At 63.7% G+C, this 26372-nt stretch carries 34 protein-coding genes; 15 read left to right on the forward strand and 19 right to left on the reverse strand.

Annotation, left to right across the window (positions count from 1 at the left end; genetic code table 11):
• Positions 1-67: 67 nt before the first annotated feature.
• From RHPLAN_RS02330 to RHPLAN_RS02340, 3 genes are all read right to left on the reverse strand, one after another.
• Complete coding sequence (locus tag RHPLAN_RS02330) at positions 68-811, reverse strand: DUF1003 domain-containing protein (RefSeq protein ID WP_237180029.1); 744 nt, start codon at positions 809-811, stop codon at positions 68-70.
• 81 nt (positions 812-892) lie between these two features.
• A complete protein-coding gene (gene bchE / locus RHPLAN_RS02335; RefSeq protein WP_068013475.1) occupies positions 893-2440 on the reverse strand; it encodes a magnesium-protoporphyrin IX monomethyl ester anaerobic oxidative cyclase in 1548 nt (515 codons plus the stop codon).
• Positions 2441-2595: 155 nt separating this feature from the next.
• Entirely contained in the window at positions 2596-3456 is an 861-nt protein-coding gene (locus RHPLAN_RS02340) for a DMT family transporter (protein WP_068013477.1), read from the reverse strand.
• A 231-nt stretch (positions 3457-3687) separates the two neighbouring features.
• Here RHPLAN_RS02340 and leuB point away from each other — a divergent pair, with 231 nt between their 5' ends.
• Both leuB and RHPLAN_RS02350 read left to right on the forward strand, forming a co-directional pair.
• The gene (gene leuB / locus RHPLAN_RS02345; RefSeq protein ID WP_068013479.1) at positions 3688-4800 is read left to right on the forward strand and encodes a 3-isopropylmalate dehydrogenase; all 1113 of its coding nucleotides are present in this window, start codon (positions 3688-3690) and stop codon (positions 4798-4800) included.
• Positions 4801-4842: 42 nt separating this feature from the next.
• Positions 4843-5238: a VOC family protein gene (locus RHPLAN_RS02350; RefSeq protein ID WP_068013481.1), complete on the forward strand. Its 396-nt coding sequence runs from the start codon at positions 4843-4845 to the stop codon at positions 5236-5238.
• An 18-nt stretch (positions 5239-5256) separates the two neighbouring features.
• Here the strand turns inward: RHPLAN_RS02350 and RHPLAN_RS02355 are convergent, their stop codons facing one another.
• Complete coding sequence (locus RHPLAN_RS02355; protein WP_157100009.1) at positions 5257-5562, reverse strand: hypothetical protein; 306 nt, start codon at positions 5560-5562, stop codon at positions 5257-5259.
• 323 nt (positions 5563-5885) lie between these two features.
• Here RHPLAN_RS02355 and RHPLAN_RS02360 point away from each other — a divergent pair, with 323 nt between their 5' ends.
• From RHPLAN_RS02360 to RHPLAN_RS02375, 4 genes are all read left to right on the forward strand, one after another.
• A complete protein-coding gene (locus RHPLAN_RS02360) occupies positions 5886-7100 on the forward strand; it encodes a molybdopterin-dependent oxidoreductase (protein WP_068030442.1) in 1215 nt (404 codons plus the stop codon).
• 12 nt (positions 7101-7112) lie between these two features.
• Positions 7113-7394: a hypothetical protein gene (locus RHPLAN_RS02365; protein WP_068013484.1), complete on the forward strand. Its 282-nt coding sequence runs from the start codon at positions 7113-7115 to the stop codon at positions 7392-7394.
• A gap of 212 nt (positions 7395-7606) precedes the next feature.
• Positions 7607-7789 carry a hypothetical protein gene (locus tag RHPLAN_RS02370; protein ID WP_068013486.1) on the forward strand — a complete coding sequence of 61 codons (183 nt, stop codon included), beginning with the start codon at positions 7607-7609 and terminating at the stop codon, positions 7787-7789.
• Positions 7790-7960: 171 nt separating this feature from the next.
• On the forward strand, positions 7961-8995 hold the full coding sequence (locus RHPLAN_RS02375) for an aspartate-semialdehyde dehydrogenase (protein ID WP_068013488.1): 1035 nt from the start codon (positions 7961-7963) through the stop codon (positions 8993-8995).
• A gap of 7 nt (positions 8996-9002) precedes the next feature.
• Here RHPLAN_RS02375 and RHPLAN_RS02380 read toward each other — a convergent pair whose 3' ends face one another.
• Positions 9003-9650 carry a carbonic anhydrase gene (locus RHPLAN_RS02380; protein ID WP_442971802.1) on the reverse strand — a complete coding sequence of 216 codons (648 nt, stop codon included), beginning with the start codon at positions 9648-9650 and terminating at the stop codon, positions 9003-9005.
• Between the two features lie 46 nt (positions 9651-9696).
• Positions 9697-10434 (reverse strand): DUF429 domain-containing protein, encoded by a 738-nt coding sequence (locus tag RHPLAN_RS40975; RefSeq protein WP_084244183.1) that lies wholly within the window; start codon positions 10432-10434, stop codon positions 9697-9699.
• 84 nt (positions 10435-10518) lie between these two features.
• On the opposite strand from RHPLAN_RS40975, the gene RHPLAN_RS02385 reads away from it, so the two are divergent.
• A complete protein-coding gene (locus tag RHPLAN_RS02385) occupies positions 10519-11400 on the forward strand; it encodes an HpcH/HpaI aldolase/citrate lyase family protein (RefSeq protein ID WP_068013492.1) in 882 nt (293 codons plus the stop codon).
• Between the two features lie 60 nt (positions 11401-11460).
• Positions 11461-12264 (forward strand): transporter substrate-binding domain-containing protein, encoded by an 804-nt coding sequence (locus RHPLAN_RS02390; RefSeq protein WP_068013494.1) that lies wholly within the window; start codon positions 11461-11463, stop codon positions 12262-12264.
• Positions 12265-12276: 12 nt separating this feature from the next.
• Here the strand turns inward: RHPLAN_RS02390 and RHPLAN_RS02395 are convergent, their stop codons facing one another.
• The 5 genes from RHPLAN_RS02395 to RHPLAN_RS02415 all read right to left on the reverse strand — a co-directional run bounded on the left by RHPLAN_RS02395 (position 12277) and on the right by RHPLAN_RS02415 (position 14663).
• Complete coding sequence (locus RHPLAN_RS02395; protein ID WP_157100010.1) at positions 12277-12597, reverse strand: hypothetical protein; 321 nt, start codon at positions 12595-12597, stop codon at positions 12277-12279.
• A gap of 41 nt (positions 12598-12638) precedes the next feature.
• Complete coding sequence (gene leuD, locus RHPLAN_RS02400) at positions 12639-13244, reverse strand: 3-isopropylmalate dehydratase small subunit (protein ID WP_068013497.1); 606 nt, start codon at positions 13242-13244, stop codon at positions 12639-12641.
• A 47-nt stretch (positions 13245-13291) separates the two neighbouring features.
• Entirely contained in the window at positions 13292-13615 is a 324-nt protein-coding gene (locus tag RHPLAN_RS02405) for an antibiotic biosynthesis monooxygenase family protein (RefSeq protein ID WP_068013499.1), read from the reverse strand.
• 103 nt (positions 13616-13718) lie between these two features.
• Positions 13719-14129 (reverse strand): GFA family protein, encoded by a 411-nt coding sequence (locus RHPLAN_RS02410; protein WP_068013500.1) that lies wholly within the window; start codon positions 14127-14129, stop codon positions 13719-13721.
• Positions 14130-14210: 81 nt separating this feature from the next.
• Positions 14211-14663 carry a metallopeptidase family protein gene (locus tag RHPLAN_RS02415; RefSeq protein ID WP_084244185.1) on the reverse strand — a complete coding sequence of 151 codons (453 nt, stop codon included), beginning with the start codon at positions 14661-14663 and terminating at the stop codon, positions 14211-14213.
• An 80-nt stretch (positions 14664-14743) separates the two neighbouring features.
• Here RHPLAN_RS02415 and RHPLAN_RS02420 point away from each other — a divergent pair, with 80 nt between their 5' ends.
• The 4 genes from RHPLAN_RS02420 (at position 14744) to RHPLAN_RS02435 (ending at position 16169) form a co-directional block, all read left to right on the forward strand.
• Positions 14744-15082, forward strand: a complete 339-nt coding sequence (locus RHPLAN_RS02420; protein WP_084244187.1) for a hypothetical protein — start codon at positions 14744-14746, stop codon at positions 15080-15082.
• Positions 15079-15288, forward strand: coding sequence for a hypothetical protein (locus RHPLAN_RS02425; protein ID WP_068013504.1), 210 nt, complete (start codon positions 15079-15081; stop codon positions 15286-15288). Before RHPLAN_RS02420 ends, RHPLAN_RS02425 begins: the two co-directional genes overlap by 4 nt.
• Before the next feature lie 160 nt (positions 15289-15448).
• On the forward strand, positions 15449-15721 hold the full coding sequence (locus RHPLAN_RS02430) for a hypothetical protein (RefSeq protein ID WP_157100011.1): 273 nt from the start codon (positions 15449-15451) through the stop codon (positions 15719-15721).
• Positions 15722-15866: 145 nt separating this feature from the next.
• On the forward strand, positions 15867-16169 hold the full coding sequence (locus RHPLAN_RS02435) for a hypothetical protein (RefSeq protein WP_157100012.1): 303 nt from the start codon (positions 15867-15869) through the stop codon (positions 16167-16169).
• 60 nt (positions 16170-16229) lie between these two features.
• Here the strand turns inward: RHPLAN_RS02435 and leuC are convergent, their stop codons facing one another.
• The 6 genes from leuC to ffh all read right to left on the reverse strand — a co-directional run bounded on the left by leuC (position 16230) and on the right by ffh (position 21764).
• On the reverse strand, positions 16230-17684 hold the full coding sequence (leuC, locus tag RHPLAN_RS02440) for a 3-isopropylmalate dehydratase large subunit (RefSeq protein ID WP_198164678.1): 1455 nt from the start codon (positions 17682-17684) through the stop codon (positions 16230-16232).
• A gap of 261 nt (positions 17685-17945) precedes the next feature.
• Positions 17946-18347 carry a 50S ribosomal protein L19 gene (gene rplS, locus RHPLAN_RS02445; protein WP_068013514.1) on the reverse strand — a complete coding sequence of 134 codons (402 nt, stop codon included), beginning with the start codon at positions 18345-18347 and terminating at the stop codon, positions 17946-17948.
• A gap of 113 nt (positions 18348-18460) precedes the next feature.
• Positions 18461-19180, reverse strand: coding sequence for a tRNA (guanosine(37)-N1)-methyltransferase TrmD (gene trmD, locus RHPLAN_RS02450; RefSeq protein ID WP_068013515.1), 720 nt, complete (start codon positions 19178-19180; stop codon positions 18461-18463).
• Between the two features lie 102 nt (positions 19181-19282).
• Positions 19283-19786, reverse strand: coding sequence for a ribosome maturation factor RimM (gene rimM, locus RHPLAN_RS02455; protein WP_068013516.1), 504 nt, complete (start codon positions 19784-19786; stop codon positions 19283-19285).
• A gap of 15 nt (positions 19787-19801) precedes the next feature.
• Entirely contained in the window at positions 19802-20158 is a 357-nt protein-coding gene (gene rpsP / locus RHPLAN_RS02460; protein WP_068013518.1) for a 30S ribosomal protein S16, read from the reverse strand.
• A 46-nt stretch (positions 20159-20204) separates the two neighbouring features.
• The gene (ffh, locus tag RHPLAN_RS02465; RefSeq protein WP_068013520.1) at positions 20205-21764 is read right to left on the reverse strand and encodes a signal recognition particle protein; all 1560 of its coding nucleotides are present in this window, start codon (positions 21762-21764) and stop codon (positions 20205-20207) included.
• Positions 21765-22139: 375 nt separating this feature from the next.
• Between ffh and RHPLAN_RS02470 the strand changes: the two genes are divergently transcribed.
• The gene (locus tag RHPLAN_RS02470) at positions 22140-22877 is read left to right on the forward strand and encodes a ceramidase domain-containing protein (RefSeq protein WP_068013522.1); all 738 of its coding nucleotides are present in this window, start codon (positions 22140-22142) and stop codon (positions 22875-22877) included.
• A 4-nt stretch (positions 22878-22881) separates the two neighbouring features.
• Here the strand turns inward: RHPLAN_RS02470 and RHPLAN_RS02475 are convergent, their stop codons facing one another.
• Entirely contained in the window at positions 22882-23400 is a 519-nt protein-coding gene (locus tag RHPLAN_RS02475) for a DUF2059 domain-containing protein (RefSeq protein WP_068013524.1), read from the reverse strand.
• A 52-nt stretch (positions 23401-23452) separates the two neighbouring features.
• On the reverse strand, positions 23453-24079 hold the full coding sequence (locus RHPLAN_RS02480) for a GyrI-like domain-containing protein (protein WP_237180030.1): 627 nt from the start codon (positions 24077-24079) through the stop codon (positions 23453-23455).
• A 184-nt stretch (positions 24080-24263) separates the two neighbouring features.
• Here RHPLAN_RS02480 and dapF point away from each other — a divergent pair, with 184 nt between their 5' ends.
• Together dapF and mtaB are read left to right on the forward strand one after the other, a co-directional pair.
• Positions 24264-25145: a diaminopimelate epimerase gene (dapF, locus tag RHPLAN_RS02485; protein ID WP_068013528.1), complete on the forward strand. Its 882-nt coding sequence runs from the start codon at positions 24264-24266 to the stop codon at positions 25143-25145.
• Entirely contained in the window at positions 25142-26362 is a 1221-nt protein-coding gene (gene mtaB / locus RHPLAN_RS02490) for a tRNA (N(6)-L-threonylcarbamoyladenosine(37)-C(2))-methylthiotransferase MtaB (protein ID WP_068013529.1), read from the forward strand. The genes dapF and mtaB overlap by 4 nt, the downstream gene beginning before the upstream one ends.
• Positions 26363-26372: the final 10 nt, after the last annotated feature.

Here is a 26372-nt window from a genome sequence, read left to right on the forward strand (position 1 = left end):
GTATTTTCCGGCGAAGCGTGAAGCGGTTCGCCGCAAAAAAATGCGACCAACTGATAAAGCTTCGGGTTCAAGTCCTTCGTCGGCTGTCCTGCATGATCTCCAATTGGATCTGCTGAATCTCGGCGAGCCTTTGCCACTGCTTGGTGATCAGGTGATCGAGCTTCTCGTGCAGGTGCCGGATTTCCAGCTCGGCCTTGAGGTTCACCTGATAGTCGTTGTGTGAGCGCAGGCGATCTTTCGCCTCCTGCCGTTTCTGGCTCATCATGATGATCGGCGCCTGAACTGCGGCGAGGCACGACAGAACGAGATTGAGCAGGATAAACGGGTAGGGGTCGAACGATTTTTGCTCACCCATGGCGACACTGATCGCCATCCAGACCAGCAGGAACGCGCCGAACGAGATCAGGAATGGCCACGAGCCGCCGAAGCTCGCCAGCCGGTCCGACAGCCGCTGGCCGAGCGTGCGGTGCTCGAGGAAGTCATCCTCGGTGTTTTCCGCGATGGTGTCCTGGTTGGCGATGCTCTCGGCGACCTGCCGGTCGAGCTCGCTGAACTCGCCGTGCTCCTCGCGCAGCATCTCTTCGACATAGCGGTTGCGGTAACGGTTGACCTCGGTGCGGTCGATCAGCGCGTCCTCGGCGAGGCCGGCATGGTCGGCGCGGATGCGGTCGGCGAGCGTCGGCCGCAGATCGTCGAGCCGCACCAAATTCTTCTTCAGCAGCTGCCGCCCAGTGACGGCACAAGCGTACCGCTTCGCCTCGGGCTTGGAGCCGGGCGGCGTGCTGCCCGTGGGGATATTGGTCTGGTCCATGCGGGCCTCCATCAGCCTCTTGCTTCGCCCGGCTCTAAAGTCGGTGGTGCCAGCGAACTTGCCAAGGGGGTCAGCAGCGCTTCACGCCGCGCAGGCCTTGTCGTCATTGAACGATGCGATCGAGCGCTCCTTCTGCTTTGACGCCATCGCTTCCTCTTCGGCGTCCTGCGGCGCGCCCCAGAACTCTGCGACCGTCGGGCCGATCGCAACGCGGCGGTCGCGAAACAGGAAACCGAAAACCTCGCGCGGCCAGACCCGACGGCCCATCTTGGTGTACCAGCGCATGGCGTGACGGATTTTACGGTCGGGGTGAAACAGCACACGGCGCAGCGCCTTGGGGCGCAGCTGCACGATCGCCTCGATGCATTTCACCCAGAGCAGCAGCCGCCATGGCGCCATGTGCCGCGTCGCCAGCACTTGGTGCTTGTAGTCCCAGCGCCGCTGGTCGGTCTGGATCACGCGGCGGTCCTTGGCGATGCGGAAGTACGGCGTCCAGCGGTGCGGCGTCACGTAAAGCGTCTGGATCTGGTCCGGGTCGTAGGACAGAAGCTGTTTCAGACCACGCCAGAGATCGCGGTCGGTCTCCTCCTCGAAGCCAACGACCCAAGTGGCCATCGACAGCATGTCGTGCTCGCGCAGCAGCCTGATCGCCTCGCGATCCTTGTTGGTGCTGCCGCCCTTCCGAATCAGTTCAAGCGTGGCCTGGTCGGTGTTCTCCATTCCCATCAGAAAGCGCTCGACGCCGGCCTTCTTGTAGCGATGCAGGATGTCGGCATCGCGCACGATGTCGTCGGCCCGCGTCGAGCCGACCAGCGTCAGCTTCACATCCTCCGCGATCAGCGCCTCAAGAAACGCCTTCCACGCCTTGCGCGAGGCGGTCGGGTTCTCGTCGGCGAAGTTGATCACCTCGACGCCGTGCACGTGATGCAGCCAGGCGATCTCGGCGGCGAGCTTTTTGGGATCGCGATGCCGCCAGCGGGTCCAGAAGCCGCGCTGGCCGCAGTAGTTGCAGAGATGCGGGCAGCCGCGTGAGAACTGGATCACCACGGCGCGCTTGTTGCCCCAGTAGCTGTAGCGCGCGTGATCGATCAGCTCCCAGCCGATGCGGAAGCTGTCGAGGTCGGCGATCACAGGCGCGGGCGCCGTGCCGACCACCGCGCCGTTGTCGTCGCGAAACGCGATCCCGCGCAGCGCCTTTAAAGACTGCCCGCGTTCCAACGCCTGGATCAGCCGCGGTGCGGTTTCCTCGCCTTCGCCGCGCACGATAACGTCAATTTGCGGCTCCTGGGCGAGTACCTCGCGCCAGTGGTAGGTCGGGAACACGCCGCCATAAACGATCCAGGCATCAGGCAGCGCTTTTGCCAGCAGGCGTGTCAGCTCGGCGACGATCGGGTGTCCCGAGGTCGAGCCCGAATGGCCGAGCAGCAGCGCTTGCGGCCGGTACGCCACGGCCTGTCGTACAATCTCGCCGAACGGCATCGGGCCGAATTCGGCATCGATGAGCCTCACCTCGTGGCCGTCGTCGATCAGGGGCCCGCCGATCGAGAGCAGTCCAAGAGGCGGCAACTGCTCCTTCGGAATGCGGCTGCCGATTGCGGGGTGCGGCGGGTTGATGATCAGTATTCGCATGACGCGGTCGCCTCCGAGCCCCCTCGTTCCCGCGTAAGTGATGCGTGAAAGCGCCGTCGCAATGGGAGCGTGATGTTCCGGAATGTCCGGCCGCGATCTGTCGTGTTCCGCCGAAGGACGGCGCGGTTGTGCAAGTTTGTGCGGGCGCGTCCGCCTCAGCCCACCAAGATCAGCACAACGCCCGCGACCGCGAGGCCTACGCCCAGCAGCAACCGCGGTGTCAGCCGCACATTCGACAGGACGAGCGCGCTCAGCCCCATCGTCACCAGCGGGTAGGTGGCATTGACCGGGGCCACCACGGTGATCGGGCCTGCGCCAACGGCGGCATAGAGCAGCAGCGTGCCGACACCGTTGATCACGCCGGTGAGCGCAAACCACAGCCGGCCTTCGAGAGGCCCCTGTACGATGAAATGGCCGGTGCGGATGCGCTCCACACACAGCACCGTCAGCGACGAGACGATGTAGGCGAACAGCCCCGCGCCGATCGGATTGGGCCAGATCGCAAGCCCGATCTTGAGCACCGGCGGGATCACGCCGCGAAGAAACGCCGCGCACAGCGGCAGCAGCAGGGCCCAGGTGCGCCAGTCGCGCATATGCGGCGTCCGCGTGGTGCTCAGGATGAGGGCGCCCGTCACGGACACGAACAACCCGACGAACTGAAACAGCCGCATCGGCTCGTGCAGCACGAGGATGGCGAGCGCCACGGCAAACAGCGGCGACAGATTGCCAAGCGCGCCGGTCACCACCGGTCCCAACGCCCGGTTAGCCGCAAAGGTGAGCAGCGTCAGCACCGAGGGGAACACCAGGCCCACGGCGGCGAAAATCGGCACCGCCCGCCACTCGATGGTGTCGTCATGCAGCAGGATCGGCGACAGCAGCACAAAGCAGAGCGTGAAGGCCGGAATGCTGATCGCCGCGCCGGACAGCGGATGGATGGTCTTCAGCCCAAACTGGGTGATCACCACGCCCGCGCCGAGGAAGGTTGCGGAGGCGAGGGCGAGGAGGACGGCGGCCATGACGATTTGTCGCCGATGTGCCGCATGCTTGCCAATCCCCGCAGGGCGTTTTAGCAATCCCCTCCGCCGTCATTCCGGGGCGCGCGTCAGCGCGATCCCGGAATCCAGATGCACAATCCGAACTTGCATCTGGAGTTCGGATCGCCGCCATAGCGCGTCGCAAACGCGCGTAACCGCGCTTATGGCGGCGTCCGGAATGACGACCACCCGAGTCTCACGAGGCGCAGTCCCATGGCCACCTACAAGCTCCTTCTCCTTCCCGGCGACGGCATCGGCCCCGAGGTCATGGGTGAGGTCAAAAAGCTGATCGCCTGGATGAACGGCCGTGGTATGGGCACCTTCGAGACCGAGGAGGGGCTGGTCGGCGGCAGCTGCTACGACGCCCACAAGGTCTCGATCACCGACGAGACCATGGCCAAGGCCCACGCCGCCGACGCCGTGATCTTCGGTTCGGTCGGCGGGCCGAAGTGGGACGCGGTGCCCTATGACGTCCGTCCCGAAGCCGGCCTTCTGCGCCTGCGCAAGGACCTCGCGCTCTATGCGAATTTGCGCCCGGCCGTGACCTATCCGGCGCTGGCGGATGCTTCGGCGCTGAAGCGCGAGCTGGTCGAGGGCCTCGACATCATGATCCTGCGCGAGCTCACCGGAGGCGTCTATTTCGGCGAGCCCAAGACCATCACCGATCTCGGCAACGGCCAGAAGCGTGCCGTCGACACCCAGGTCTACGACACCTACGAGATCGAGCGCATTGGCCGCGTCGCCTTTGAGCTCGCGCGCAAGCGCCGCGGCAAGGTGACGTCGATGGAAAAGCGCAACGTGATGAAGACCGGCGTGCTCTGGAACGAGGTCATCACCCAGGTGCATCAGCGCGAGTTCAAGGACGTCACGCTGGAGCACCAGCTTGCCGACTCCGGCGGCATGCAGCTCGTGAAGAACCCCAAGCAGTTCGACGTCATCGTCACCGACAACCTGTTCGGCGACATGCTGTCGGACATCGCCGCGATGCTGACCGGCTCGCTCGGCATGCTGGCCTCGGCGTCGCTTGGCGACACCGATCCGAAGACGAAAAAGCGCAAGGCGCTCTACGAGCCGGTGCACGGCTCGGCGCCGGACATTGCCGGCAAGGGCGTCGCCAATCCGATCGCGATGATCGCGTCGTTCGGCATGGCGCTGCGCTATTCGTTCAATAAGGGCGCTGAGGCCGATATGATCGACAAGGCTATCGCCAAGGTTCTCGAGAACGGCCTTCGCACCGGCGATATCATGTCGCCCGGCTTCAAGCAGGTCGGCACCAAGGACATGGGCGACGCCATCATCGCCGAGATGGAAAAGCTGGCGAAGTAGGCCTGCATCGTCACATCAGTCCGGTCACCCACCGGAGGGCACATGTCGACCACCGTTCAGCCGTTCCTGATGTTCGAGGGCCGGGCCGAAGAAGCGATGACGTTCTACGTCGCGCTTTTTCCAGACGGCAAGGTGCTCAACATTGCGCGCTACGGCGCCGGCGGCCCCGGTCGCGAAGGATCGGTGATGAAGGCTTCGTTCTCGATCGCCGGCCAGACCGTGATCTGCATCGACAGCCCGGTGAAGCACAATTTCAGCTTCACGCCCGCCATGTCGCTCTTCGTTGAATGCGAATCCGAGCAGCAGATCGATACGCTCGCGTCCGCACTGGGAGAGGGAGGTGGGGTCCTGATGCCCCTCAACAACTACGGCTTCAGCCGCAGGTTCACGTGGCTCAACGACCGCTACGGTGTGTCGTGGCAGCTCAATCTCGCCTGACGATTGGCCCGATGCGGCTCAGTTTCCGGTCCACGGATACGGATTGCGCGCGCCCGCCAGGAAGAACGGGTCGTTGACCCAGCTCGGCCGGTCGAAGGCGGTGTTCTGAGTGGCGGCGCTGCCCGGCCGGTAGCTCATGAAGGTCGAGCGGAACGAGTTGACGTTGTCGGCTGGCATCACCTCGGTGCCGCCGTCGAGGTAGGAGCGCTTCTGCACCAGGATGCGGGTGCGGGTGCGGCCATACTCGTCGCGGCTGACGATCGTGGTCGTGCCCGGCGGCAATGGGCGGTTGTCCACCACATCGACATTTCTCACGCGCTTCACGCGAGGCGCGGCGTCTGCGGCTGAAACGGCGCAAACCGCGACGGCGGCTGTCAGAGTGGCCGTCAAAATCCTGGCCATCAGGCGCATGTTTGTCCTCGTTCCCAAGCCCAAAAACATCAAACACTTATAGGCTGGTTTGGGGTTTCGCCACAAGGGAACGCCCGGGCAGGTATCCGGTTCCCGCGAACCTGTTGCAACGGTGTGACCACCAGCGGATAGTTATCAAATCGTGCCGAACGGACGTTCCGCACGATTTCTCCGGTGCCGCGATGACGATCGTGCGCATCAAATGCCGCCGCGAGCGGAATTGCCGGGAGGACGCGATGCTGCAATTCAATCGACGACATCTTTTGGGCGGAACGGCTGCGGTTGGCGCCGCGGCTGCCTTCGGCCTGGACCGCGCTCTGGCGGCAGGTCTCGATCTGCCCAAGGCGCTGCCGGAGGGCTTGCGCGCCAACGCCATCCTCGATGCGCTGCCTGGCAAGAAGCCACTGATCAAGCTCAGCTACCGGCCGCCGAACTACGAAACGCCGATCGAATATTTCCGCACGGCGATCACGCCGACCGATGCGTTTTTCGTGCGCTACCATCTCTCGGTCATCCCGGAGGTCGATGCCAAGACCTGGAAGCTTGCGGTGGGCGGCGAGGGCGCGAACAGCGAGGCCACGCTCTCGCTCGATGATCTGAAGGCATTGCCCGCCGTGGAGATCGCCGCCGTCAATCAATGCTCGGGCAACCGCCGTGGCCTGTTTGAGCCGCATGTGCCCGGTGTCGAGTGGGGTTACGGCGCCATGGGCTGTGCGCGCTGGAAGGGCGTGCGGCTCAAGGACGTGCTCGACAAGGTCGGCCTGAAGAAGGAGGTCGTCGAGGTGGTGTTCGAAGGCGCCGACGGCCCGCCGATCGATAAGACACCGGACTTCATCAAGAGCATCCCGGTCTCACGCGCGCTCGATGAGTCGACGCTGATCGCCTACGAGATGAACGGCGCGCCGCTGCTGCATTGGCATGGCGCGCCGGCGCGGCTGATCGTGCCGGGCTGGACCGGCACCTACTGGATGAAACATCTCACCTCGATCAAGGCGGTGACCAAGCCCGACACCAATTTCTGGATGGCTGCGGCCTACCGCGTGCCGCTCGGCCGCTTCCCGATGGTGTCGCGGTTCGTCACGCAGGAGACCGCGGTCAACACGCCGATCACCGAGATCATGATCAACTCGCTGATCACGAGCCACGCCGACGGCGCAAAGGTCAGCGAAGGCACCGCAGTGGGCGGCATCGCCTGGGATGCCGGCTACGGCATCAGCAGTGTCGAGGTGTCGACCGACGGCGGCAAGACCTGGCAACAGGCCGCGCTCGGCGAGGATATCGGCCGTTACGCGTTCCGAACCTTCAGCTTCCCGCTGAAGGGCAAGGGCGCCGTGACCGTGATGGCGCGCGCCAGCAACGCCATCGGCCAGACACAGACCGCGAAACTGCTGCACAACCCGGCCGGCTATCACCACAACGTCTTCCACAGCGTCGCGCTGACCGTGGGCTGAGGGAGAGACATCATGCGCACGATCATCGCTGTTTTCACGGTTCTCGCGCTGAGCCTGGCGGCGGCCGCCGAGGAACAACCCATCGATCTCAAGAAAGCGCCCGGCCTCGATAAGGTCGAAGGCAACTGCGGCTCCTGTCACACGCTCGACTACATCCAGATGAACTCGCCCTATCCCAATGCCGCATTGTGGGACGCCGAGGTCAACAAGATGATCAAGGTGTATGGCGCGCCGATCACGGATGCGGACGCGAAAGCGATCGCGGAGTATCTGAAGAAGAACTACGGAAGCTGACGGTTGCGCTCTCGCCACGAGCAGCCTGCCACCCTCCCCTGGAGGGGGAGGGTGGGTACCGCCAATGTTGCGACAGATGTGGCGCCATTTCGAGCCGCGATACCGACGATACATGCGCAACATTCGCCGGATACCGACGGGGTTTACACCTGTCACCATCGGATACGCGCTGCAGCACCCCCCGCTGCAGCCTCAAAGGTGGGGAGACCCCAATGGCCCGGATCGTTGTCGCAAGCGTCGCCCTCGTCCTCGCGATCGGCACCTCGAGCGCAGTGGCCGGCATGATGCTCAGCCGCGCGGCGCTCGCCCGCGCCGTGACCGCGCAGGTCAGCCTGCCGGTCGACGACGGCCAGAACCTGCGCCCGGTGCCGGCGCTGCGCGGCAGCTTCCGCTAGGCGTTTTTGGCGAACTCTGCGCCGGTTCGAACCGGCCGATTCATCGCGACCAGAGATGGCATTCAGCCGAAAAAGTCATATATCTGCGGCGCGGCTCAGCGTTGAGTTATAAAGGTTTTTCCCTTAGAAGCTGGCGCGCTGGGGTCTACAGGCCCTTTTTCGGAGACTGTCATGGGTTTCAAGGTCGCGGTGGTCGGCGCCACGGGGAACGTGGGCCGCGAGATGCTCAACATCCTGGAGGAGCGGCGGTTTCCCGCCGACGAGGTGATCGCGGTCGCCTCGCGCAAAAGCCAGGGCACTGACGTTTCGTTCGGCGACAAAATCCTCAAGTGCAAGGCGCTTGAGCACACCGACTTCTCCGACGTCGATATCTGCCTGATGTCTGCCGGCGGCAGCGTGTCGAAAGAGTGGTCGCCCAAGATCGGCGCCCAGGGCGCCATCGTGATCGATAACTCCTCGGCTTGGCGCTACGATTCCGACGTGCCGCTGATCGTGCCCGAAGTGAACGCTGACGCGGTCACGGGCTTCCGCAAGAAGAACATCATCGCCAATCCGAACTGCTCCACCGCGCAGCTTGTGGTGGCGCTGAAGCCGCTGCACGACAAGGCCAAGATCACCCGCGTGGTGGTTTCGACCTATCAGTCGGTGTCCGGCGCCGGCAAGGACGCGATGGACGAGCTCGATCGCCAGACCAAGGCGATCTACTCGCTACAGGACGTCGAGGCCAAAAAGTTTCCGAAGCGCATCGCCTTCAACCTGATCCCCCAGATCGACGTGTTCATGGAGGACGGGTACACGAAGGAAGAGTGGAAAATGATGGCCGAGACCAAGAAGATTCTCGACCCCAAGATCAAGCTCACCGCCACCTGCGTGCGCGTGCCGGTGTTCATCAGCCACTCGGAAGCGGTCAACATCGAATTCGCCGAGCCGATCACGCCGGATGAGGCGCGCGATATCCTGCGCAACGCACCGGGCTGTATCGTGATCGACAAGCGCGAGCCCGGCGGTTACGTCACGCCATACGAGGCGACCGGCGAGGACGCGACCTACATCAGCCGCATCCGCGAGGACGCGACCGTCGAGAACGGTCTGTCGATGTGGGTGGTGTCGGACAACCTGCGCAAAGGCGCGGCGCTCAACGCCGTGCAGATTGCCGAGTGCCTGATCAATCGCAAGCTGATCCAGGCGAAGCAGAAGGCGGCGTAAGGTCGGCTCAGCGGCCCGTAACGGGCTTGAATTCGCCGGTCGTGCGGTCGAGCACCGAAAGCTGGCCGGTGGCTACGCCGAAATAAGCGCCGTGGGTTAAGATCTCGCCGCGTTCGATCAGCTTCTTGAGCCGCGGAAACGTCAGCAGGTTGTCGAGTGTGTTGACGACCGACGCCTTCTCGAGCCGCTCGATATATTCCGCGGGCGAGAGGCTGCCCCGGGGCCCAAGCTTCTCGGCGGCGGGCGCGATCAGCGACATCCAGCGGCCGATGAAATCGCCGGGCGAAAGCGGCTCGGCATCCTCGGCAAACGCCTTCACGCCGCCGCAATGGGCGTGGCCGAGCACCACGATGTGTTTCACCCTGAGCGCGCCGACGCCGAACTCCAGCGCCGCCGAAACGCCATGATAGCTGCCGCCGGTCTCGAACGGCGGCACGAGGTTCGCCACGTTGCGGACCACGAACAGTTCGCCCGGGCCAGCATCGAAAATCACCTCGGGCGAGACGCGGGAGTCGCAGCACCCGATCACCATGATTTCCGGCTTCTGGCCTCGTTCGGCCAGCTCGCGGTAGCGGTCCTGCTCGGACTGGAGCCGGCCGCTGGCGAAGGCGCTGTAACCGTCGATCAGACGCTGCGGGAAACTCAACGGATGCACTCCACTGATGAGATGTCCTCACACACTTGAGGTCCCAAAGCAAACTTCACGCCCATATGGCCATACGAAGCTTGCACTTATCGTAGTCTGAATCGGGCGGCAGTTGAATTAGGTCGGAACTCTGTCGCGCTATGCGCTCCGCAGTCCACGCTGCCGCGCAGGCATCGATAAGATCGTCTCGACTATGTTCGATCGCTGATCCTATTCGGGTTGTTACGAATTCTCTCGTGTATCCATGTTGGATTAGAATTTCGTACCGTTCTTCTAGTCCGGTCATATTGAGACCCGTTGGGTTTTTCCTCCGAGAGACCTTTTTAGGAAGTCGCATCGGGATGCGGCGGTTCATCGCATAGAAACTCACTTCAGGATGGCATTCAAATATCAAGTCCGGATGTTTCCGGGCGAACAAATCCACTTCTCTAATTTTGTTGAGAATGTTGAAGACCTGCTGTGACACTTTCTTGGGCGGATGAGAATGTTCAAGCTCAATGCTACAGGCCTCTTCGAACGAAGAGGCAACTAGTGCGGCTCGGCATGGGGCTGGGAAGACACTTGATTGCCTTTCTCGGCCCAAAATTTTTCTGGCCTCCCGGTCAGCCTTTCGTCCGCCGCGCACGGACAGTTCGGGCAGTCCGATAGGGATATCGACTGCTAATTTCCCTGGCTTAGTGTCGACTACTTCTGCAAACGTCTTGAATAATTGCGCTCTAGGGGCGTCGCCCGTTGTCGATCGAAATACGACCAGCCAACCCTTAGGGCATCCGTCGGCACCCGCGACCCACATATCTTGCCTCGTTCCATCCGTCGTCCCAAACACGCTGGCACAGCTCTTGCCACATCGCTACGGTGACGGGCCAGGAGGCGATACATGAGCATTCGTCCGCGCCGCAGCGTCTTGTACATGCCGGGCTCGAACGCCCGCGCCATCGAGAAGGCGCGAACCTTGCCGGCCGACGGCGTGATTCTCGATCTCGAGGACGCCGTTGCCCCCGACGCCAAAGAGGCCGCGCGCAAGCAGGTCACCGATGCCGTGAAGTCCGGCGGCTTCGGCGGCCGCGAGGTGTTCATCCGCATCAATGGTATCGAAACGCCCTGGCATGCGGACGATCTCGCCGCCGCCGCTGCTGCTGGCCCCGATGCGATCCTCATTCCGAAAGTCGGCCGCGTCGAACAATTGGAGCGGATCGGCCGCCGGATCATGGACTTGCACACGCCGCACAAGACCCGGATCTGGGCGATGATCGAGACGCCGGAGGCGCTCTTCAACATCGTGGCCCTGGCGGCCGAGGCCCATGACTCCGAGACGCGGCTCGCGGGTTTCGTCATGGGCACCAACGATCTTGCCAAGGAGACGCGGGCGCGGCTCATTCCCGGCCGGGCGCCGATGGCCTCCTGGCTCACGACCTGTCTGCTCGCGGCGCATGCTCACGGCATCGATATCCTCGACGGCGTCTACAACGATCTCAGCGACGCCAAGGGTTTCGAGGCCGAATGCATCCAAGGCCGCGACATGGGCTTCGACGGCAAGACGCTGATTCATCCGAACCAGATCGAGCCTTGCAATGTGGTGTTCTCACCGAGCGCAGCCGAGGTCGAGCATGCGCGCAAGCTGATCGCAGCCTTTGATCTGCCGGAGAACAAGGACAAGGGCGTGGTGCAGGTCGAGGGCCGCATGGTCGAGCGCATGCATGCCGAGATGGCGCGGCGCACGGTGGCGATCGCCGAGGCCATCGAGGGCACACGAAGTTGATGGGCGGCGTTTGGCGCTCTGATAAGATGCCCCGGAAGATTTGAAATCGCTGGGGGCGTGATGCGGTTATTTCCGTTTGTTGCGGCGAGTCTCGTACTCGCTTCTGTTGTTGCGGCTCAGGCGCAATCCGATCTCGCGCCGACCGACAAGCTGCGCGCGGCTTATCTTTCCAGCAATCCGACGCAGGCGGTCCGCAATCCGCAGACCGGCGAAGTCCGCGGCCCATCCTATGAACTGGCCCAGGAGCTTGCGAGGAAGATTGGCAAGCCGCTCGACTTCAAGCCGATTCCCAATCCGCCGGCGGTGGTTGAGGCGGTCAAGAATGGCGAGGCCGATATTGGGTTTGTGGCCTACGAGGCGACGCGGCTTGGCACGGTGGAGTTTTCGCAAACCTATATGCTGGTGCAGCAGTCGTTTCTGGTGCTGGGCGACTCACCGATCAAAGCGGTGGCTGATGCCGACCGCGCTGGCTTGAAGATCGCCGGTACGCGCGCCGACTCGATCACCCTCTGTATGAAGCGCGTGTTGAAGAAAGCCACCCTGGTGGAGCTTGAGAACAATCCGGAGCTGATCGTCAAAGCGCTGACCGGCAAGGAGATCGACGCGCTCGGCGCCAACCGTCAGCGGCTCACCGCGCTGATGCGCAGCATTCCGGGCTCGCGGCTTCTGCCCGACAACTTCTTCAATGTGCCGCAGAACATCGTGGTGCCGAAGGACAGGCCGCAGGCGCTGGCCGCGGTCGATGCCTTTATTGACGAGATGCGGGGCTCTGGCTTTCTGCGCGATGCCATTGCCCGGGGCGGCGCGACTGGCGTCGAAGCCGCGCCGAAAAGCCCCGGCAGCCAGCACGGCTGTCCAGGCTGATACGCCGGCTCGTCAGTCGGGCAACGTATAGACGAACAGCGCCTCGGTACCGCCTTGCAGGCAGATGAAGCGTGTGGTGTCCGGGCCTTTGCCGGCGTCGTACGTGGCGCGGCCGTGATAGACCGCGGTGACGAAATTGTTGCCGACCCGGTCAGAGAAGGGATCGACCGTCACCTTGGAGCGGTCGATGGTGAAACGGCGGAATGCCGGATTATGTCGCTTGAACTGAACGGCAGCGAGCCGTTCGCAGTCGCGGATGCCGTCGAAACGGGTCTTGGCGCGCGGCCCGGCATTGGCGGTCGCTGCAAGTGACGTCAGCAACGCGCCAAGCAAGACTGATGTCGTGATTCTGAAGCTCGCACGCACAATCGACTTCAGGCCCACGGCCGCGCGGTCTGCGACTTCGCCTCGAAGTTCGCGATCTTGTCCTTCTTCAGCTGAGTCTGGGCGATGTCATCGAGGCCGTTCAGCATGATGTGCTTGCGGGCCGGATCGATGTCGAACTTCACCACGCCGCCGTCCGGCCCGCGGATCTCCTGCTTCTCGAGGTCGATCGACAGCGTCGCATTGGAGCCGCGGTCGGCGTCATCGAACAGCTTCTCCAGGTCCTGCGGGCTGACCTTGATCGGCAGCAGACCGTTCTTGAAGCAGTTGTTGTAGAAGATGTCGCCGAACTGCGTGGAGATCACGCAACGGATGCCGTAGTCCATCAGCGCCCAGGGCGCATGCTCGCGCGAGGAGCCGCAGCCGAAATTGTCCTCGGCGACGATGATCTTGGCGTTCTTGTAGGCCGGCTTGTTGAGGACGAAATCCGGGTTGTCGCTGCCGTCATCCTGGTAGCGCATCTCGGAGAACAGGCCCTTGGCGAGCCCGGTGCGCTTCAGCGTCTTCAGATACTGCTTCGGGATGATCATGTCGGTGTCGACATTGAGCACCCGCAACGGGGCCGCGACACCTTCCAGCTTGTCGAACTTTTGCATGGGGCCTGTCTCCTTGGTCTTTTGAATGGCTCTCAAATGCGGTCCGGTCAAGCCCCTGGAACCGCTTCCTTTTTGCGTTCGTGGTGATGGTGGTAGCGGATCTCGCCGACCTTGATGTCGTACATCTCGTAATATTTCAGCCGGCCGAGCTTCTGCGCCTCGATATGCTCCGGATGCATGCGCCAAGCGCGCTGGCCCTCTTCATGCTCGAACTCGACGATGGTGACCCGCTCGCCGTCGTCGGCCCAGAAGCCCTTGTGGGAGATGTAGCCCGGGATGGTCCTGGCGATCTCCTGCATCCGGTCGACCAGCGCGACATATTCGTCCTGAAACCCGGGCCGCAGCCGCGACCGGAACACGGTGACGATCATGGGAGCCTCCTGAGGCGGAACGTCCATTGTGCCGGCCGCAGGTCAACCGATCCAACGCCAATTGGCGATGGGAGGCATCAATCCGGTCGATGGAGCCGGCTTTTCACCCCTGCTTCTGGTTCTTCTCGATGCCGTCCATGCTGCAGACCCAGCTCCGTGCCGAGCGAAACCAGTTCTGCTTCTTCGGCATCAGCTGGTCGCGCTGCGCCAGGATGCCGACCCGTACCATGTAGGACGCCTGCTGACCTTCGCCCGGCGTGGTCGAATAGATCGGCGAGCCGCAGGTCCCGCAGAATGCCTGCACCCGCGGCCGGCCGCTGTCCGCCGTGGTTTTGATGTAGTCGGTGGGCTTTCCCTTCATCTTGAAGGCGCTGCCCTCGATCGGCACCGAAACGCGGAAAGCCGAGCCGGTGCCGGTCTGGCAGTCGGTGCAATGGCAAATCCCGACCTTGTCCGGGTCCGCCTCGCCCTCGATGGTGATTGCGCCGCAATGGCATGCGCCGGTGACTTTCATGGACATTCTCCCTCTTAGCCTTGCTCTTCAGGCTTGGCGCTTGCTCGGCCAGCCGTTCGATCTCACGCGCAGGATAGCCACTCAGTTGGCTGCCCGTTCTATGGCTTCGATGTCGTCATCGGACAGCCCGAAGTGGTGGCCAATCTCATGCACCAGCACATGCTGGATGACATGACCCAGCGTTTCGTCATGCTCAGCCCAATACAACAGGATCGGCACCCGATAGAGCCAGACCATATTCGGCATATGCGTCGGCGCTGTCTCGGATTGGAACGGCAGCCCGATGCCTTGGAACAGGCCCATCAGGTCGAGCTCGCTCTGGATGCCCATCGCATCCAGCACCTCTTCGGTTGGATAATCGTCGATCTGGATCACGACGCCTTCGCAGCGGTCACGGAATTCTTTGGGCAGAAGCTGAAAAGCTTCCAGCGCGATGGCCTCGAACTCGGCGAGCGACGGCGCCTTTAGCGGCCGCCAGGCCAGCGGGTCGGGCAAGGAAGCGTCGGAAGGCTCGTCGGATTTCCGGTCTGTCATTTGCGACAAATCTAGCACGCTGCCAGGGTTTCAAAGGGCGAAAGGTTGACGCCGCGGCGGCGATGCGAGAGCTTCCTGCCATGCGAATGCCCGTGACATTTGCCGCAATCGCGATCTCGGCTGGACTGCTCTGGTCCGCGCCCGGCATGGCGCAGAACGGCCGGCCCGGCGCCACCGCCGCGACGGCAGCGAACAGCCTGGCGCAGGCCCGGCCCCAGGTTCGGCGGGTGCGGCCGCGGATCCATGTGCAACCGATCTATCCGTACCGCCGTTATCACTCGCTCTATCCGCTGCCTTATGATGTTGAATACCCGGGGCCGAACGCGAAGCGCGACTGCGCGGCGCGTTACGTCACCGAATACCGGCCGAGCGGCACGGTGATCGTGCCGCGGATGAACTGCTGGTGGGTGCGCGGATGAGAAGCGCGGCCTCGAACGTTTTGCTGGCCGTGATCGCCGGTGCGGTGGTGCTGGCGTTCATGGACCCTGCGTCTGCTGCGCGCCGCAAGCGTGTGTACTCCGAAACCGGCCCGCTGATCATGTCGGGAAGCTTTGGTGCAATGGCGAGCTATCGTCGTCCGCATTCCGCCGAGATCTGCAAGCCTGTCACCGTTCGGGTGCGGTGACCTCGCGCCAATTGCGGCAATAGGCGACCGATCCAAGATCACAAGGCCCGCAGCGATGCGGGCCTTTCACTTTCATTTGGCGTTGCGGCGTCGCGGTCCGTCCCTACATCGCGGGCGCCTGGATCGCTGGTGATCCATGTCAATGCCGGAGAACTGTGCAATGTCAAAAGTGCCCGCAGTTTTAGCAGCAATCGCCATCTCGGCTCTGGCCGCGATTCCCGTGACGGCCGGCGCTGTCGAGCAGAACGCCGATGGCGTTCGGAACGTCGAACGGAGCATGGTGCGCCACAAGGTGCGTCATGTGCGAAACACAGCGCCGCGTGCCTACGGCGAAGGCTATCGTGAGTCCTATGGCTACGCCGACGAGCCGTGGTCGACGGGGACCTACAATGGCGTCAACCGCTGGGGCGGTGCTCCGGGTTCGATCTGGTGACTGAACATTCGACCTCGCAACGCGTAGGTTCGCCGCAAGGCGGGCTTGCCGCTTTCTTCGCTGCAAAAGTGATCGCGCCGCGCCGGATATCGCGGATGGTTTGGCTGCGGCCGGTGTTCTATCGACAGCAACACTGGAGGATTCCATGGCATCCAGAATCGTCGCTGTGACTACGTTGCTTGCGATGTCGTTCGCAATTCCGAGTTCAGCGCTTGCGTCGGAGCAGCATCACAACGCGGTGCGCCGCGACAGCCAGATTGAGCTGCGTTCGGCACACCGGCATCGCAAACCTGCAGCCCCAGGCATTGCGACCGATCGTCGATTCGATGACAAGCCTTACGCAGGCCATCGGACCGACATCGCCGGCAACTCGTATTTCTATTATCGGGTCGGCGCCGACACGCCATTTGGCGCAGGCCGCGTCTTGCCGCCGCCGTATCCGCGCTGAAGCAGAAACAAAAAGACCCGCCGTGAGGCGGGCCTTTTCGATTGTGATGTTGGCCTTGTCTCAGTGCCAGTCGCGCACGTCGACGAAGTGGCCGGCGATCGCCGCCGCCGCCGCCATCGCGGGCGACACCAGATGCGTGCGGCCCTTGAAGCCCTGACGGCCCTCGAAGTTGCGGTTCGATGTCGAGGCGCAGCGCTCGCCCGGCTCGAGCTTGTCCGGGTTCATGGCGAGGCACATCGAGCAGCCCGGCTCACGCCACTCGAAGCCCGCGGCCTTGAAGATCTTGTCGAGACCTTCCTGCTCGGCCTGCTGCTTCACGAGGCCCGAGCCCGGCACGATCATCGCGTTGACGTTGGCGCTGACCTTCTTGCCCTCGGCGATGCGCGCCACCTCGCGCAGGTCTTCGATGCGCGAGTTGGTGCAGGAGCCGATGAACACGCGGTTGACCTTGATGTCGGTGATCTTCTCGCCGCCGTTCAGTCCCATATACTGCAGCGAGCGCTCCGCGGCGCGGCGCTTATGCTCGTCGGCGATCTCCGACGGCACCGGCACCTTGCCGCTGATCGACGTGACCTGCTCGGGGCTGGTGCCCCAGCTCACGATCGGCGGGAGCTTCGCGGCATCGAGCTTGACCTCGCGGTCGAAGAACGCGCCGTCGTCGGTGCGCAGCGTGTCCCAGTAGCGCACCGCGTCGTCCCACACCTTGCCCTTCGGCGCCTTGGGGCGGCCCTTGAGGAATTCGTAGGCCTTCTCGTCGGGCGCGATGAAGCCCGCCTTCGCGCCGGCCTCGACCGACATGTTGCAGACCGTCATGCGGCCTTCCATCGACAGCGAGCGGATCGCTTCGCCGGCATATTCGAGCGAATAGCCGGTGCCGCCCGCGGTGCCGATCTCGCCGATGATGGCGAGGATGATGTCCTTGGCGGTGACGTTCGGCGGCAGCTTGCCCTCGACGAGAGCGCGCATGTTCTTCGACTTGGTCTGCACCAGCGTCTGCGTGGCGAGCACGTGCTCGACCTCGGAGGTGCCAATGCCATAGGCGAGCGCGCCGAATGCGCCGTGCGTCGCAGTGTGGCTGTCGCCGCAGACCAGCGTGGTGCCGGGCAGCGTGAAGCCTTGCTCCGGGCCGATCACGTGGCAGATGCCCTGCCGGATGTCGAACTCGTCGTAGTATTCGAGGCCGAACACTTTCGCATTCTCGGCCAGATACGCGATCTGCGCCGCGCTCTCCGGATCCGGATTGGGCAGCTTGCGATCCGACGTTGGAACGTTGTGGTCGACCACGAGCAGTGTCTTCTCCGGCGAATGCACCTTGCGGCCGGAGAGGCGCAGACCTTCGAAGGCCTGCGGGCTCGTCACCTCGTGGACGATGTGGCGATCGATGTAGAGCAGGCAGGTGCCGTCAGGTTGCTCGTCAACCAGATGGTCAGCCCAGATTTTGTCGTAAAACGTGCGCGGTTTCATCGCGTTGAACCTTATCGAGAGTGAATGTCGAAAAGCGGCTTTGGCCGCCATGCGGCCGGAACGATGTGGCCGTTCAAAGCTCAGCCTGGATCGACGCGGTCAGCCGGCCGAAAAAGCGGCCCGGCAGACGCACATGGTCGCCCAAGACGATCCGGTGAACATTAGAAACGTTCGACATGCGGTAGATATAACCAGCCTGAGCGGTCCCGACAACAAAGTTACAAAGCGCTGGATCACCGGGGAAGTAGCACCCCGTAAAGCAAAAAGGCCGGCACTGCGGCCGGCCTTTCGGTTCGATGAAATCTCGGTGTTCTATTCCGCCGCGTTGGCGGTGACGTCGGTCGACTGGCCGCCGTGATGCGAGCCCTCGGCGATACGTGCCGACTTGCCGCGCAGAGCGCGCAGATAATACAGCTTGGCGCGACGCACCTTGCCGCGGCGCACGAGCTTGATCGAGTCGACCATTGGCGAGTACAGCGGGAACACGCGCTCCACGCCTTCACCGTACGAGATCTTGCGGACCGTGAAGCTTTCGTTGAGCCCGCCGCCCGAGCGGCCGATGCAGACGCCCTCATAAGCCTGAATGCGGGTGCGCTCGCCTTCGACAACCTTGACGTTGACGATCACGGTGTCGCCCGGCTCGAAGTCCGGAATCTCGCGTCCAGCGGACAGTTTGTCTTGCTGCTCTTTCTCGAGCTGCTGAATGAGGTTCATGGCAATTCTCCGTCGGCTGCGTGCCCCAAAGGACTGCGAAGGGCAGCGCCATCTAGGCTGTTTGTCTGGGTTGGGGCGAGCTTCTACGACAACTCGGGCGGCTTGTCACCCCGTCACGTGCGGGGCTTTTTGGGGCGGCTTTCATAGGCCTTCCAGAGGTCCGGCCGGCGCTCGCGGGTCAGCCGCTCGGCTTCGGCCTGGCGCCAAGCCTTGACCTTGCCGTGGTCGCCGCCGGTGAGCACTTCGGGGATTGGCCGGCCCTCGAACACCGCCGGACGGGTGTATTGCGGGTACTCCAGCAGCCCGGCGATGAAGCTTTCCTCGGCGCCGGAGGCCTCCTTGCCCATGACCCCCGGAATGAGCCGGACACAGGCATCGAGCAGCGCCAGCGCGGCGATCTCGCCGCCCGACAGCACATAGTCGCCAATGGAAACCTCTTCGAGGCCGCGGGCCGCGATCAGCCGTTCGTCGACACCTTCGAAGCGCCCGCACAGCGCGACCAGACCATCGCCTTTGGCGAGCCCGGCGACCCGGGCCTGGGTCAGCGGCCGACCGCGCGCGCTCATCAGGAGCCGCGGCCGGCCGTCGGCCGGAATGGCGTCGAGCGCCCGGGCCAGCACGTCCGCCTTCATCACCATGCCGGGCCCGCCGCCGGCCGGCGTATCGTCCACGGTGCCATGCCGGTCCGTGGCGTGCGCCCGGATGTCATGGGCATCGAGCGACCAGAGCTTTCCGGCCAGCGCCTTGCCGGCGAGGCTCAAGCCAAGCGGTCCCGGAAACATCTCGGGGAAGATCGTGAGAATCGTCGCGCGCCACATGGTGCTATCGCCCATGCAGATGCGTTGAGGGCCACACGTGCCGAGAACTCCGTCCACCCTCCCCTGGAGGGGGAGGGTGATCGTGCAAGCGAATGGTGAAGTGTGTCCATCGAGCAGCTACTCCACCTCGACCGGCGGCACGACGACCATGCGCCGGGCTTTCATGTCGATCTCGGGCACCGCGACGCTGGTGAACGCCACAAGCATGCTGTCGCCGCTCTCGGGCTTGATCTCGATCACGTCGCCCGCACCGAAATTGTGGATCGCCATCACGGTGCCGAGCGACACGCCGTCGGGCGTGACCGCGGCAAGTCCGATCAGGTCGGCATGATAGAACGTGTCGTCGTCTTCGACCGGCGGCAGCCGGTCGCGCGACACGTAGAGTTTGATGTTGGTGAGCCGCTCGGCGGCGGTGCGGTCGCCGACGCCGGCAAGCCGTGCGACGAAGTGATCTTTCGCGGGCCGCAGCGCTTCGATCGTGAAGCGCTGCTTGCCGTCTTCGCTTTCCAGCGCGCCGTAAGATGCAACCGCCATCGGATCCTCCGTGAAGGACCAGAGCCGGACTTCGCCACGGACGCCGTGCGCAGCGCCGATCTGAGCAACGCAGATACGGTCCGCCACGGCGCGCTACATCGCTTAAGCCTTCGCGGCCGGCGCGGCAGCGGCGGCCTTGGCGGCCTCCTCGGCCTTCGCCTTGCGCTCCTTGCGCGGCACCGCCTTCTCCGGATTGTTGCGCTTCTCGCGCTTGGCAACGCCGGCGGCGTCGAGGAAGCGCATCACGCGATCCGACGGCTGCGCGCCCTTCTTCATCCAGTCCTTGACCTTGTCCATGTCGAGGCGAAGGCGATCTTCCTTGTCCTTCGGCAGCAGCGGATTGAAGTAGCCGAGCCGCTCGATGAAGCGGCCGTCGCGCGGCGAACGGCTGTCGGCGGCGACGATGTGATAGAACGGCCGCTTCTTGGTTCCGGCGCGGGCCATGCGGATAACGAGCATCGTGGGTGGTCCTTCTCTCTGGATAGATCTTCGATTGGTGTGAACGTTATTTCTTCTTGAAGAAGTCGGGTGGCAGTCCGCCGGGCGTCGGCAGCTTGCCGCCGCCTCCGCCGCCAAGGCCAGGGAATTTCCCGAGGCCTGGAAGCCCCGGAAGTCCTGGGCTGCCACTTGGGCCGCCCGGCGCTCCGGGAATGTTTGGCGGCAAACCGCCGGGCATTTTCTCGGCAAGCTTGGCCATTTGCTCGGGCGACGGCATGCCGCCACCGAGTCCCATCATCTGCGCCAGGCCTGCCATCGGGCCTCGCGCTTTGCCGCCGCCCATCGCCTTCATCATGTCGGCCATGGTCCGGTGCATCTTCAGAAGCTTGTTGATCTCCTCGACCTTGGTGCCGGCGCCCGAGGCGATGCGTTTCTTGCGGCTGGCCTTGAGGATGTCGGGATGCTTGCGCTCGCCCGGCGTCATCGAGTCGATGATCGCCATCTGGCGCTTGAGCATGCTGTCGTCGAGATTGCGCTCGGCCATCTGGCTCTTGATCTTGGCGACACCGGGCATCATCGCCATCAAGCCGGTCATGCCACCCATCTTTGCCATGCCGGCAAGCTGCTCGCGAAGATCGCTCAGGTCGAACTGACCTTTGCGCATCTTCTCGGCTTGCCGCATCGCCTGTTCGCGATCGATGTTGGCCGCGGCCTTCTCGACCAGCGAGACGATGTCGCCCATGCCAAGGATGCGGCCGGCGACGCGCGCCGGATCGAAATCCTCGAGCGCGTCCATGCGCTCGCCGACGCCGATCAGCTTGATCGGCTTGCCGGTGACCGCGCGCATCGACAATGCCGCGCCGCCGCGGCCGTCGCCGTCCACGCGGGTGAGCACGATGCCGGTGAGGCCGACGCGCTCATCGAACGAGCGCGCGAGGTTGACCGCGTCCTGACCGGTGAGGCTGTCGGCGACCAGCAGCACCTCATGCGGCGCAGCGGCGCGCTTCACTTCAGCGGCCTCGGCCATCATGCCTTCGTCGAGCGTGATGCGTCCGGCGGTGTCGAGCAGAACCACGTCATAGCCGCCGAGCTTGGCGGCCTGGATGGCGCGGCTTGCGATCTGCACCGGCGACTGGCCTTCGACGATCGGCAGCGTCTGCACGTTGACCTGCTGGCCAAGCACGGCAAGCTGCTCCATCGCGGCGGGGCGCCGCGTGTCGAGCGAGGCCATCAGCACCTTGCGACCGCGCTCGGTGAGACGCTTGGCGATCTTCGCCGTGGTGGTGGTTTTGCCGGAGCCCTGCAGGCCGACCATCATGATCGGCACCGGCGGCGTGGCGTTGAGATCGATCGGCTCGGCGCTGGCGCCGAGCGTTGCGACCAGCTCGTCGTGGACGATCTTCACGACCATCTGGCCGGGCGTCACTGACTTGATGACATCGACGCCGACTGCGCGCTTCTTGACCTGATCGACGAAGGCGCGGGCCACGTCGACCGCGACGTCGGCCTCCAGCAGCGCGCGGCGCACCTCGCGCATCGCTGCGTCGACGTCCTGCTCGGTCAGCGCGCCGCGCCGCGTCAGGCGGTCGAGAACGCCAGAGAGTCTATCCGACAGGCTGTCGAACAAGTCCCAACTCCTCATCGCGGCCATTGTGGCCGCTAAAAAACACAACGACGCCCGAGGGCGCATCGCGCTGTCGGGCGGTTACCTCCGGTCTCCAGGACCGGTCGGCGGGGTCATTCCGGCTCTATCGAGAGCGGCCGGAACATAGGGGCCAAGTCCCTGAACGTCAACGAGCCGCTCAGCGCAAAGATGCGTCTGAACTTCCTCGACGGGCTTCGCGACAATTAAGGGTAGGCAAGCTGATTTCGCCCAGGCCAAACCACGTCTTGCGTATCCTAAGCTGAGATTGAACGATGTTCAAATTCTGATTGAAGCTCTAGCCAGGGAATTGTATGTTATGAACATCGTTCAATCTGAATATTTAATGGCAAGCAGCGCATGAATTTCCTCGAAACGCTTCGTGCCCGGCCGCTCGGTTTTTTGTGCGGACTGGCGGCGGTTTCGCTGGCTGCTTTGCTGCTGGTGCCGCCGATCCCGCAAAGCCAGATCTACCACGGCTTTGCCGATCAGCAGGCCGTGCTGGGCATCCCGAATTTCTGGAACGTGGTGTCTAACCTGCCGTTCCTGCTGGTCGGGGCGTTGGGATTGATGAACCCTAATGTCGGCCGCGAGCTCTCGGCGACGGTGTTCTTTATCGGCGTCTTCATGACCGGCTTCAGCTCGTCCTACTACCATTGGCAGCCGAGCGACTGGGGCCTGTTCTGGGACCGGCTGCCGATGTCGGTGGCCTTCATGGCGATCCTCGCCAATGCGATCGAAGAGCGCATCGACGAGCGGATCGGAAGGCTGCTGCTCTGGCCGCTGGTGGCGCTGGGCATCGCGAGCCTCCTGATCTGGCTGCGCACCGACGACCTGCGGCTCTACGGCTGGGTGCAGTTCTTTCCCGTTGTGGTGTTGCCACTGATCTTCGTGCTGTTTTCGCCGAAATACACCGGCACCGGCTATTGGTTCGCCGCCGCCGGCTTATACATCGCAGCCAAGTTGCTCGAGGCGTTCGATGCTCCGATCTATGCGGCGCTTGGCGTCATGAGCGGCCATCCGCTGAAGCACGTGGTCGCGGCCGGCTCCTGCTACTGCATCTATCTGGCGTTCCGCGGCCGCAAGCCGGCAGCGTGATCGATCAGAGGTCGATGCCCTTCTTGCGCAGCACCTCCTGGAACGCAGCGATGATCTGCGCCTGAAGTCCCTGCATCTTCGGCATGATCATCGCGAAAATGTCGGTCATCACCTGCGGCATGGCTTTCAGCGACTTCTGCCCGGTCGGCGTCTTATAAAACGCGAGCATGTCGCGCAGCTCAGCCGCGGTGAAATGCTTCGCATAAATATTCGGCGCGTCCGCCATCACGCCGGCCATGTAGCGCATCTGGATGCTCTCGAACTCCGTGCGCAGCTCCGCAAGCGTCGACGGTTCGACGTCGGCCCGCTTGGCGCGAACTCCACGTTCGATCGCGGGCCAGACCTGGTTGGTCATGCCCGACACCATCTGACGGATGGTGTCGGGGGACATGACGGCCAGCAGATCCTTCGCGGCCGCGATCGCATCCTCGGACGGCGCGCTCTGGGCCAGAGTTGGATGGGGAGCTACCGAAACGCTGAAGAGCGCGCAGAACAGGACCGCGACAAATCGCAGACGACGCATTGTACTCTCCTTGGCAGGCCTTCCCCGCGCGGTGAAAACCTGCGCGAACTGGCTATTTCAGCGGGACGTAAACCGTGACGACGAATTTATCTTCAGGTGTCGTCACCGGATCGGTTTCGTATTCTTCAATGAATGAATCGGCGGCTTCGAGGCGCTTCTCGTCGAGATAGTTGGTGATCGCCTCGTAGGTGTTGTCCATCGCCTCGTAAGAGCCGCGGTGGATGAATTTCAGCGCCTTGCCGGCGGGCGATTGTCCGACTCCGATGTCGCCCTTGGGTGCGTCCTTCGGCGCTTCGGCGATCGGCACCGCGGCCTGATAGCTGAAGCCGGTGTCGTCGGCCTGGGTGTAGATCGTCATGGCCGGGCCGGCTTTGGCGATGCCGCGCTGCTCGAGAAGCGCATAGAGCGACTTGAAAGCGTCCTGCAGGTTGTCCAGCGCCTTGTCCCAGGTGCTGTTGCCCTTCATGAAAATGATGGTCTTGGCCGTCAGCGTGACTTCGACGCCGAACGGATCCTTGGGGTCCTTGGGTGCCTCGACCTTTGGCGCGGGAGGCGGGGGCGGTGGCGGATCGGACGCTGCAGGTGGCGCCGACTGCGCGAAAGTCGGTGAGGCGACCCCATACGCCAAGCCGAACGCGATCGGGGCCGCAATCATGGCCACCCGCCAAAGCGAAATCATCGAAATCTCCATAAGGTCCGCGCCACCCCCGGCTCGGCACGCGGGAATCGCTGGAATCTACCATGTCCGCGCCGCGACAGTATTGACGAAATCGTGGGGTCAGCAGCCGTCGCCAACAGGCTGGCCTTGGTTCGGGCAATTCCCATATAAACAGACCTTGTCAGGTATTTGCCTTCCGGTAGCCATGAGCGCGCTCGCCAACCGACCCTTTGTGAAGATGAACGGTCTCGGCAACGAGATCGTGGTGGTCGACATGCGCGCAGCGCCCGATGCGATCAGTGCCGAGGCCGCCCGCGCGATCGCTCAGCCGGCGGGCGTGCCCTACGACCAGTTGATGGCGCTCTATCCGCCGCGCAAGGCGGGAACCGATTCTTTCATCCGCATCTACAACAACGATGGCTCGGAGTCCGGCGCCTGCGGTAACGGTATGCGTTGTGTCGCTTCCCTGATCACCGGCGAAACCGGCAAGGACAAGCTTGCCTTCGAGGTCGACGGCCGCGTGCTGCAGACGTGGCGGTCGGCGAACGGGTTGTTCACCGTCGACATGGGCGAGCCGCGCTTTGCCTGGAATGAGATACCGCTCGCCGAAGAGTTCCATGACACGCGCGCGATCGAATTGCAGATCGGTCCGATCGACAAGCCGATCCTGCACTCGCCGTCGGTGGTCAACATGGGCAATCCGCACGCGATCTTCTGGGTCGATGACGTCAACGCCTATGATCTCGCCAAAATAGGTCCATTGCTCGAGCATCATCCGATATTTCCGCAGCGTGCGAACATCACGCTCTGTGCGATCCAGTCGCGCGAACACGTCGTCATCCGCACCTGGGAGCGGGGCGCCGGTCTGACCAAGGCTTGCGGCTCGGCGGCCTGTGCGTCGGCCGTGGCGGCGGCGCGACTGAAGCGCACCGGCCGCACCGTGCGCGTGACCTTGCCGGGCGGCGATCTCACCATTGAATGGCGCGAGAGCGACAATCACGTGCTGATGACCGGACCGGCCGAGTTCGAGTTCGAGGGTCGTTTCGATCCGGCGCTTTTTGCAGCCGCCGCCGGCGCGGCGCAGTGAGCGTCGAGGTCGTCACCTTTGGCTGCCGGCTCAACTCCGCCGAGTCGGAGGTGATCCGGCGCGAAGCGGCAGCGGCCGGCGTTGCGGACGCCATGGTGGTCAACACCTGCGCGGTGACCTCCGAAGCGGTGCGGCAAGCGCGCCAGACCATCCGGCGGCTGCGCCGCGAACACCCCAAGACGAAGATCGTCGTCACCGGCTGTGCGGCGCAGACCGAGACCGCGGCGTTTGCCGCGATGCCCGAGGTCGATCGCGTGCTCGGCAACGAGGAGAAGCTATCGGCCGCGAACTGGGCCGCGCTCGACGCGCCGGAAAGGATCTCGGTCGGCGACATCATGACGGCGGCCGCCGCGAAACTCCATCGCGTCGACCGTTTCGAGGATCACACCCGCGCATTCCTTCAGGTGCAGAACGGCTGCGACCACCGCTGCACGTTCTGTATCATTCCGTTCGGCCGCGGCAATTCGCGCTCGCTGCCGGTCGCCGACGTGATCGGCGAGGCGCGCCGTCTGGTCGAGAACGGCTACCGCGAGATCGTCCTGACCGGCGTCGACATCACGAGCTATGTGCCGGGGCTCGGTGTTCTGGTGAAGCGGTTGCTGCGCGAGGTACCGGAGCTCAATCGCTTGCGGCTGTCCTCGATCGATTCGGTCGAAGCCGATGCCGATCTGCTCGACGCGGTCGCAAGCGACGCGCGGCTGATGCCGCATCTGCATCTGTCGCTGCAATCCGGCGACGACATGATCCTCAAGCGCATGAAGCGGCGGCACTCGCGCGCCGATGCGATTGCGTTTTGCGATCAGGTGCGGCGGTTGCGGCCCGATGTGGTGTTTGGCGGCGACATCATCGCGGGCTTTCCAACCGAGACGGAAGAGATGTTCAGCCGCTCGCGAGATCTGGTTGACGATTGCGGCCTTACACAGCTTCACGTGTTTCCGTTCTCACCACGGCCCGGCACGCCGGCCGCACGCATGCCGCAGGTTCCAGGCAACGTGATCAAGGAACGCGCGCGACAACTGCGCGAGAAGGGCGAAACGGCACTCCGTCAGCATCTCGACCGGGAGATTGGCGCGCAGCGTCGCGTGCTCACGGAGCGCGGCGGCATTGCCCGCACGCCGCAATTCACGCCGGTGCGGATGGCCGCGCCGATCGAGCCCGGACTCATTCTGGACGTCTGTATTGCGGGTCACGACGGCAGACAGCTTCTGGCGGCATGATAGACTGGCT

This window comes from Rhodoplanes sp. Z2-YC6860 (assembly GCF_001579845.1).
Classification (GTDB): domain Bacteria; phylum Pseudomonadota; class Alphaproteobacteria; order Rhizobiales; family Xanthobacteraceae; genus Z2-YC6860.